The organism is Psychrobacter sp. AOP30-A2-5, from assembly GCF_052378115.1.
In the GTDB taxonomy this organism is placed as follows: domain Bacteria; phylum Pseudomonadota; class Gammaproteobacteria; order Pseudomonadales; family Moraxellaceae; genus Psychrobacter.
Window position 1 is genome coordinate 1 of sequence record NZ_JBQSXK010000037.1, and the last position, 9,794, is coordinate 9,794.

7 protein-coding genes are annotated in these 9,794 nt (G+C 43.2%); 6 read left to right on the forward strand and 1 reads right to left on the reverse strand.

What is annotated here, in order from left to right; all coding sequences use genetic code 11:
- Positions 1 to 150 precede the first annotated feature (150 nt).
- Entirely contained in the window at positions 151 to 2,964 is a 2,814-nt protein-coding gene (gene plsB, locus ACT3S4_RS14035) for a glycerol-3-phosphate 1-O-acyltransferase PlsB (RefSeq protein ID WP_444761278.1), read from the forward strand.
- 144 nt (positions 2,965 to 3,108) lie between these two features.
- Here plsB and ettA read toward each other — a convergent pair whose 3' ends face one another.
- Positions 3,109 to 4,770, reverse strand: a complete 1,662-nt coding sequence (gene ettA / locus ACT3S4_RS14040; protein ID WP_045443195.1) for an energy-dependent translational throttle protein EttA — start codon at positions 4,768 to 4,770, stop codon at positions 3,109 to 3,111.
- Positions 4,771 to 5,207: 437 nt separating this feature from the next.
- On the opposite strand from ettA, the gene ACT3S4_RS14045 reads away from it, so the two are divergent.
- From ACT3S4_RS14045 to ACT3S4_RS14065, 5 genes are all read left to right on the forward strand, one after another.
- Positions 5,208 to 6,431 (forward strand): flavin reductase family protein, encoded by a 1,224-nt coding sequence (locus tag ACT3S4_RS14045; protein ID WP_444761279.1) that lies wholly within the window; start codon positions 5,208 to 5,210, stop codon positions 6,429 to 6,431.
- 150 nt (positions 6,432 to 6,581) lie between these two features.
- Complete coding sequence (locus tag ACT3S4_RS14050) at positions 6,582 to 7,937, forward strand: fatty acid desaturase family protein (protein WP_444761280.1); 1,356 nt, start codon at positions 6,582 to 6,584, stop codon at positions 7,935 to 7,937.
- A 221-nt stretch (positions 7,938 to 8,158) separates the two neighbouring features.
- The gene (locus ACT3S4_RS14055; RefSeq protein ID WP_045456426.1) at positions 8,159 to 8,452 is read left to right on the forward strand and encodes a GNAT family N-acetyltransferase; all 294 of its coding nucleotides are present in this window, start codon (positions 8,159 to 8,161) and stop codon (positions 8,450 to 8,452) included.
- Between the two features lie 375 nt (positions 8,453 to 8,827).
- Positions 8,828 to 9,121, forward strand: coding sequence for a 4a-hydroxytetrahydrobiopterin dehydratase (locus ACT3S4_RS14060; protein ID WP_198330910.1), 294 nt, complete (start codon positions 8,828 to 8,830; stop codon positions 9,119 to 9,121).
- A gap of 132 nt (positions 9,122 to 9,253) precedes the next feature.
- A partial coding sequence (locus ACT3S4_RS14065; RefSeq protein WP_444761281.1) for an IS5 family transposase occupies positions 9,254 to 9,794 on the forward strand: 541 nt, incomplete at its 3' end.

A 9,794-nucleotide genomic window follows, 5' to 3' on the forward strand; every position in this document is an offset into this window, starting at 1 on the left:
CAATTATTTGAGCTTATTAAGAGCGGCTTAACTCACTATATAGTAACCAGACCGTATTAATATTAGCAGTATATACAGACACTATATATCGCTTTGATGGCTTTTATGGCATCATAAGCGCAACATATTTGACTATTTTTGATACTGATTATGATACCGAAGTTCTTAAAAAAACGGATTTTTAAAGCGCCAGTCACAACCGACAACGCTTCTAATACTGACGTCAATCCAATCGCCCCCAAGCCTTATTCCAATGCGCCGATTAATCAAATTTATCGCAAGCTATCGGGGCAGCTACTCGATGTCGCTGTTAAACCTAAGCTGTTGGGTGAATTACCTGAGTTCGATACAGACGATCAAACGCTAAGATTTTATGTGTTGCAAGATTATTCGCGCTCCAACAGTATTTTGATTGACCTGCAGACGCAAGAGCACAATTTACCACCAGCATTGGTTGGGGTACATGATGCCGCCCATAATATTAAAGAAAACGCAGCCATCATATTTTTGAACCATCCAAGCGCTAAAGACAGTCAGCTATCGCCGCGCCTGTCACGTTTGGTGTCTGCTGTTTTGCAACATCCAGAGCTAAAAGTACGTTTGGTGCCCGTCTCTATTTTATGGGGACGCGCCCCAGAAAAAGAGGATTCACTGTTTAAGCTGCTGACCGCTGACAACTGGCAAGATCCTAGCATCACCAAGCAGCTCTTTAATATCGGAGTAATGGGACGTGACACCTTTGTACAGTTCCATCCACCTCAAGATCTACGTACCCTTGTCAATGATAGCCTTAAAGGCGATGAAGAAGGGTTTTCTATTTTTGATTCGCTAGCTACTGATTCAAAAGAGTACTTTATAAAAGAAAGCTCTGTGAAAGAGAACTCTATAAAAGAAAGCTCTGCAAAAGACAGCCATTTAGACATCACGAGTAGCGTGGGCGATGCTGACGAAGCACCAAAATATGCTTTGGTAGCGACCGCTGACAGCAATCGTGAACTGGTACGTATGCTACAGCAGCGGCTTACGGTTTATTTAGACAAGCAGCGTGCCAGTATGCTCGGTCCTGATTTATCAGACAGACGCAACTTAGTAGACAAGCTAGTGTATTCACCAGCTATCAAACATGCGATAGAGGCAGAAGCAGTAGAATCTGGTATCAGTGTACGTGAAGCCCGTGTCTTGGCTAAAGGTTATGCCAATGAGATGGTCAATGACTATTCACATTCCATCGTGCGCGGTTTTTATAAGTTTTTAACGTGGTTATGGACGCAACTCTATGATGGCGTAGAAGTCCATCATTTTGAGCGCGTACGTGAGCTTGCGACTGACTATGAGCTGGTTTATGTGCCTTGTCATCGTAGCCATGTCGATTATCTATTGCTATCTTATGTCATCTACAAGCGCGGTCTGAGCATTCCTTATGTCGCTGCTGGTGACAACCTAGATGTACCCGTATTAGGGCCATTATTACGCGGCGCGGTTGCCTTTTATATACGTCGTAGCTTTCGTGGCAATGCACTTTATACCGCCGTCCTCCGCGAATATATGCACACCCTTATTACGCGTAACACACCGATTGAATACTTTATCGAGGGTGGTCGCTCGCGTTCAGGACGTTTATTACCACCGAAGATGGGCATGCTAGCAATGACAGTGCACAGTCAATTACGTCATTCTGAGAAGCCAGTGGTTTTCATTCCGACTTATATCGGTTATGAGCGTATTATGGAAGGTGGCACCTATGTTGGTGAGCTAAAAGGCAAGCCAAAAGAATCTGAATCTTTACTAGGCTTACTCAAAGTTGGTCGTAAAATTGAGCGTATCTTTGGTAATGTACATCTAAGCTTTGGCACACCGCTGCATCTTAGCGACTTTATGACAAAATTCGATGTGCCAGCCAATAGCTTGCCGACGGATCGCACCGATACCCCGCTCGATGATAAAGCCAGCGCGATGGTCGATAACATCGGCGTCAAAATCATGCAGCACATCAATAAGGCGGCGGTTGTGACGCCCGTTTCGTTATTATCATTGGTATTATTATCAGCGCCTAAAGCGGCTTTAGATGAAGAAATCTGCCGTGAGCAAATTGCCCTTTATCAAGGTCTTGCTCAGCAGTTGTCCTACTCAGATGATACCGTCATTACAGATATGAGTCCGCAGCAAATCATTGATTATGGTATCAAGCTAAAGCTCATTGAACGTACACCGCATATCTTAGGAGACATCATTCAGATTGCCGGTAAACAAGCGGCATTGCTCAGCTATTTCCGTAATAATATCCTGCATGTGTTTATTTTACTGTCTTTCTTATCAGCATTAGTGGCGCGTAACGGCCGTATCGAACGCAGTCGTTTGGACAATATTGCTAAGCAACTCTATCCATTTTTACAAAGCGAGCTGTTCTTATATTACCCAGCACATGGCTTAGCTGATACCTTGAACAAGAAAGTCGACAGCCTACTCTCGCATGGTCTAATTGTCGAATTGAGTGATGGCGTACTCAGCGTCCCTGAGTCAAACAGCAAATGCTATCAGCAGCTGCAAGTGCTAGCGACGCCTGTCGGACAGAGCCTTGAGCGTTACTTTATGACGCTTGCCCTACTCGCCCAGCAAGGCTCAGGCAATCTAACCGAAAGCGAAGTCGTTGATCTGTGTCATCTGCTGGGTCAGCGCTTATCTGTACTATATGCAGATGATATTCCTGATTTCTTTGACCGCGCCTTATTCACCAGCTTCATCAGTGCCTTGACTCGTCTTGATTACTTGCAAAAAGATGATGAAACTGGCGTATTGACCTTTGATCATCGTATCAATGATATTGCTAGTCATGCTAAGTACGTGCTAACGCCTGACATGATGCAGATTTTGCAGCAAGTCGCCAGCTTAGATGAAGAAGAAATTACCCATGCGATTACTGAGATTAGTAATAAAAAGCAGCGTAAATTTGGGCGTAAGCGTTAATCTGCAACCAGCTACAATATTTAATGAGCTAAACTAAATATATCGAGCAAAAAAAGACCTCTAATTGATTAGAGGTCTTTTTTTATCTTTAAATTTGAAATTTCTAAGTAGTTTTTTTTAACAACTACTTTTTAAATAACAGTCCTAGGTTGAAATCTTTTTATATTTCATACGCTTAGGAGTGGCAGCATCACCCATCGTCTTTTTACGATAGGTTTCAAACTCAGAATAGTTACCATCGAACCAAACTGGGCCTTCATCTTCGAACGCCAAGATATGAGTGGCGATACGGTCAAGGAACCAGCGATCATGCGAGACGACCATGACCGTACCTGGGAAGACCTGAATCGCATCTTCTAGCGCACGTAAGGTCTCAATATCCAAATCGTTTGAAGGTTCATCAAGGAGCAGTACGTTTGCGCCCTGCTTCAATGTCTTAGCAAGCTGCAAGCGGTTACGCTCACCGCCAGACAATTGACCGACGTGCTTTTGCTGATCTGAGCCTTTGAAGTTAAAGCGACCGATATAAGCACGACTTGGCGTGGTGTAATCGCCAACCGTAATAATATCAAGACCGTCAGACACTTCTTCCCAAACGGTTTTGCTGTCATCTAAGTTATCACGTACCTGACCAACATAAGCGACTTTGACACTTTCGCCCAAATCGACTGAACCCGTATCTGGCGTATCACGCTCAGTAATCATATTAAATAGCGTGGTTTTACCCGCACCATTTGGTCCGATGATACCGACGATAGCACCAGCTGGCACGTTAAAGCTTAGGTTTTCATAAAGCAGACGATCACCAAATGATTTGGAGATGTTATTCACTTCAATGACTTTATTACCTAAACGTGGACCGGGTGGAATATAAATTTCAGCGGTCTCATTGCGCTGTTGGAACTCTGTTGAGTTCAACTCTTCAAAGCGCTGTACACGAGATTTAGACTTGGCTTGTTGACCTTTTTGGTTTTTGCGAATCCAATCTAGCTCTTTTTTCAGTGCTTTAGCAAATGATTCTTCTTGCTTATTCTGCTGCTCTAAACGGGTGTTCTTTTGCTCGAGCCACTCAGTATAGTTGCCTTCATACGGATAACCATGGCCACGATCTAGCTCCAAAATCCACTGAGCGACGTTGTCTAGGAAATATCTATCATGGGTAATGGCAACGATTGTACCGCTATAGTTCTGCAAGAACTGCTCTAACCATGCTACGGACTCAGCGTCCAAATGGTTGGTTGGTTCGTCAAGTAACAGCATGTCAGGGCGTGACAATAGCAAACGGCATAGTGCCACACGGCGTTTTTCACCACCAGACAGCTTACTAACATCCGCATCCCAAGGTGGCAGACGTAGGGCATCAGCTGCTTTTTCGAGCTGGGTATTTAAGTTATGAGCATCCCACGCTTGAATGATGTCTTCCATCTTGCCTTGTTCTTCAGCAAGCTTATCAAAGTCAGCATCAGGCTCAGCGTATTCTGCATAAATGGCATCTAAACGAGCAAGTGCATCTAATGCTTCACGCATACCGTCTTCGACGTTACCACGCACGTCTTTGCTGTCATCAAGCTGTGGTTCCTGCGGCAAATAACCAATTTTGGTGCCAGTTTGCGCGCGTGCTTCACCACTAAATTCAGTATCCACGCCCGCCATAATGCGTAGCAAGGTTGATTTACCTGAACCGTTAATACCTAGGACACCGATTTTGGCACCTGGGAAAAATGATAAGTTGATATTTTTTAAAATTTCACGCTTAGGCGGAACAAGTTTTGACACGTTGTTCATCGTGTAAATATATTGAGCCATTAACACTCCGATAGACTGCATAAAAGAGGCAAGCGAATCATACTTAGCAATGATGCCAAGCGTGCTGCACCTCAAAATCAGGGTTACAAATTATAAGCCATTATCGCATTGTGGCGCATACCCTGCAAGCCAACAGATTGTTTTAACGATTGTTTTACGGCTTTTGTCACAGAGTGCTCAGCTTTCTAGCTAAAAGCGGTAACGAAACCTACTATCAAACCGTTTCGCTTAACATTCTGACTTATAACTGTTTTATAAAGACCACAAAAAATAGCATCAAAACTTTCGCAAATTTAATCAATAGCCGTTAGCATGTTAGGATAGCTTAACAAATTCGAGCGACCTGACCTAAGTGATATCTGCTAAATTGGCGCACAGGTGAACACAATATTTATGATGTCAATCATTTTGATAGTATTAACAAAGGTACTGATAATATGACCAACGGCTATCGCCCTGAAATGATTCAACATGCATTTATCGATTTTATTGGATCGCACTTACAGCCGTTTTGGTCTTTCACTGTCCCAAAGCTGCGCCTTGTTGCGCGATATACCCTTAGCGATGACTTAATAGCGCTCAGATTTGAGACCAATCATGCTTTTCGACGGCAATTAGTGGGTTCGCAACGTGGTTGGCAGGGTGGTCAACATCTTAACTTAAGCCTTCTTATTAAAGGTGTGTATCATCAGCGCAGCTATTCATTATTAGGTTTGGCGCACCAACCGCTCTGGTGGCACGACGTTACTACTGGCAACAGTATTAATAGTGGCGATAGCAAAAAGCAACCACCTTATCTTGCGATTACCATTGCTATTAAGCCGCAAGGCTTGGTTTCGGATTACTTAACCAAACATATGGCACTTGGCAGTGTCATTAACAGTAGTGTCCCTAGTGGCTCTTTCACTTTGGCACAATCATCTATAACGGTACAGACAAAATCAGCTGCCGAAAAATCTGCTTCTTTATTATTTATCGCGGGTGGCAGCGGTATTACGCCCATGTTAGGGCTCATCACGCAAGCACTGGACAACGGACATCAGGTGACGTTGCTATATTACAGTCGCACTGAAATGCTCCCGTTCAAAAACCAATGGCAACAACTGAGCACAGCGTATCCAGCTTTCACCTATCATCTGGTCAATACCGAGAAAGCTGATACTTATTTGGCGGGCAAGCGACATTTGAGCGTAGACAGTTTGTTGGCATTAAACCTACCACTGGCAGATACGCAAATATTTGCATGCGGGTCACAGACTCTGTTGACTGGCTTATATAAAGCAGCGGCAGAGATAACCTTATCGCACAATAAAAACCTGCGCGATAATATCATTGTAGAAAACTTTGGTCATGCGTCGCCTGATTTCAATTTTGATAACAAACAGGCGCTCGATAGCAAAAAACACGCAGCGCAACATACTGTTTATTTACGGGCGAGGCAACGGCAGTTTGATAGTAGCACGACATTATTGAATGCCGCAGAGGATGCAGGAATTCGCTTAGCGCATGGTTGTAGACAAGGTATCTGCCAGTTGTGTCGCTGCAATAAAGTCAGCGGCGTGGTCAAAAATATCCACACAGGAAAAATGAGCAGTGATGGTTATGAATCTATTCAAACTTGCATCAACATTGCCATGACTGATGTGGTGCTGGATATTTAGCAACACGGTGATAAAAATAAATACTCATAACGGCTCATAAGATAGAAACACAGCCTGCTGTTACCTTATAACCTACGGTAAAAAACTTAAACAACTTATTGAACCGAACCCAGTACCGACTCTCCGTACCATTTCGGTTAAGGATTATTTATGCGCTTGCTACCACCCGTCACTACTGCACAATCTGCTGTACCAGTTTTGACCACACTAACTGATGCAAAACAGCAGAAAGCAAAACAGTTGACTCGCTACCCAACGTTGACAGGAGCGCCCTTACCGAAGGCGCAATCTGATGCCCTCGCTCATGAATTAAATGTGCTTTACCGAAGCGTGATGGATTCGTTAGGTAGCGATGACGCACGATACATTAAACGAGTGTATGCCGCGGTAGTCTATAGTGAGATGACAGCGCGTGGCTTACTGGCAGCGGCTGGATGCATGCAGGCAAAACGTAAAATTGTCGCGACTTGGCTATTGGGTACCTCACTACTGAGTCTCAGCAAAATTCTAAACAATATGGAGCTTGGGCATAATGTCATGCATGGTCAGTATGACTGGATGCAGCACCCGTATCTCAACAGCCAAAAGTTTGATTGGGACATTGTCTGTCCTGCCCCATTGTGGCAACACTCTCATAATTACTTGCATCATACTTTTACCAATATCGTTGGTCGTGACCATGATGTTGGCTATCACTTAATTCGCGTGACTGATGAGCAACCTTGGACGCCAAGCGACCGCCATAATATGTTGAAAACAGCGGTATTGGCTCTAGGTTTTGAGTGGGCGGTCGCCTTTCATGATATTCAAATCAGTGTCGACGAATACGCAGACTCCCCTGATAGACACCAAACCATGCAACAGAAATCTCGCGCATTATTCGCCAAAATCGCACGGCAAGTAGGCAAAGATCATATTGTACTACCCGCGTTAGCAGGGCTGACATTAGGTCGGCGTAGTGCTATGACTACACTGAGCGGTAATGTTACTGCCAATATCGCTCGTAATCTGTGGACATGGGCGGTGATATTCTGTGGACACTTTACCGAACAAGCCCATATCTATATCTATACCTATCTCGATGCCGATGAGACTAAAGGCGACTGGTATGTGCGTCAAATTCTTGGCTCCAGCAATATTCAAGGCAGTAAGCTGTTTCATATTTTGACGGGTAATTTATCGCATCAAATCGAGCACCATATCTTCCCTGACATGCCAGCCAGTCACTATGCTCGTATCGCACCACAATTACAGGCAATATGCCGCAAGTACAATCTACCCTATAATACTGGGCGCTTTGGTACACAATTCCGGCAAATGCTGGAACGTATCCGCCACTTTAGCAAGCCAAGTGCTGAAGAATGGCAGTCTTATTTACACTCACAAACTACGTCAATCACTGAAACAAATCATGCCGTAGCAGAAAGACAAAAAGAGCTGCCCGCTATACGTGGATTGGGTAAATATCTTCCCCCTGTCATGCGCCAAGCCTTATTTTATGCTTGATATGCAGCTCATATGGAGATCACTGGTAGACCCCTTTAGTCTTAACATTTACTCTATCGACTCTTACGGTAAAGAACTATAAATGTGAATCGAAAGGACTCATACTTTAGTGAACAATCTATTTGGTCATTCAAGCTCTTTTCATTTAAAAATACGATTGATCCATACTAAAAAAACCAATAATAGTTAACGATAATAATCAATAATAACGGAGAATATCCATGAAAAATCAAAACTCTGAACAAAACCTAACCATCACCCATGATGAACAGGCTAAACGCTTTGAGACCTCTATTGACGGTTATACTGGCTATATTAGCTATCAAGAGCGTGACGATACATTAGTTTATGATCATACTATCGTACCTCAGGAGCTAGGCGGGCGCGGTATTGGCTCAGCATTGGTTAAGCATGCCCTCAACTATGCTCGTGAACAGAATAAAAAAGTGATACCACAGTGCTCATTTGTCTCGTCATATATCAGCAAACATCCTGATTACCAAGACTTGCTATAGTCCACTCTTTAGCGATGAGCCATAGAAAATGCAGTATGCTAATAAGCGTCATAATTTCTTTAGAAATGTTTTAAGCATTTACTATGGTTCAGCTTGGCTAATAAAATTGAAGCGTTAATACGCTACTACCCTCCTATTTATTTGCTATCTGCCCTCGTATATTTATCTTCGAATATATGGCAAGATAGCAAATATAGGCGGGTTTTCTGGCCTATAATGGCAATAGAACAAAAGGTCTTTACAGTGACGTAATAGCGTTAATGATATAACTGAAAAAGAGAATTGAAGTTTCGTAAAATAGCTTTGACAGCTACAATGTAGTGCCTGATATAGTTTTTAATAAACCAAACCAACATAATAATAAAGGTGATTAATATGAGTAGTTTATCTGATAAGCAAGTAAATTTGCAGCTGGAAGAATTGCCCGGTTGGCAGCGCGAGGGCAATGCTATCGTAAAAACATATCACTTCAGCGATTTCATCGAAGCCATAAGCTTTATGAATCAAGCCGCGTTCCATGCCGAAGCGCTCGAGCACCATCCCGAATGGCGCAACACGTATAACGTGGTAGATGTTCGCTTGACTACTGGCGATACTGGCGGTATTACCAGCCATGATATTCGTCTGGCGAAACGGATGGAACACATAGTCCAGCCGAAACGTTTATAGTGATGTGTTTGTTTTTATAATGTTTATAAAAATCCTTTATTAGGGCGTGTTGAACATTGGGAATAAAACGATGGCAAAAAAATAGCAAACGGTTAGTCTTTAAGTTCTCACACAAAAAAGACCTCGTTTGCTATGCCTCGTACAATGCTCAAAGATCAACACTGGACAAGACTAAGACCTATATTACTAGAACTTAATATCTATGACAAAGGGAATCTTAGACAAACAGTCGAAGGCGTATTATATCGTATGCGTGTTGGCTGTCCTTGGCGTGATCTGCCACCTTACTTTGGTAAGCCTAATACCGTCTACAAGGCTTATCAGCGCTGGTTTCGTAGCAATAAACTGATTGCACTGTTCGCTTTATTAATTAAAGACTCAGACTGTGAATGGGTATTTATCGATGGCACACACATTAAAGCGCATCAGCACAGTAATGGTAGCAATGAGGTGGAACAAGCCATTAGTAAAAGTGTGGCAGGACGCGCCACCAAGATTCATTTAGCGGTTGATGCTCACGGTAACCCTATTACTTTTATCTTATCAGATGGCACGACTCACGATGTAAAGGTAGCACCAGATTTAGTGGATAAGATTAATTTAAGTGGTACAGACATGCTATGTGCCGATAAGGGCTATGATTCTGATCCGCTGCGAGACCATATTGAACAAG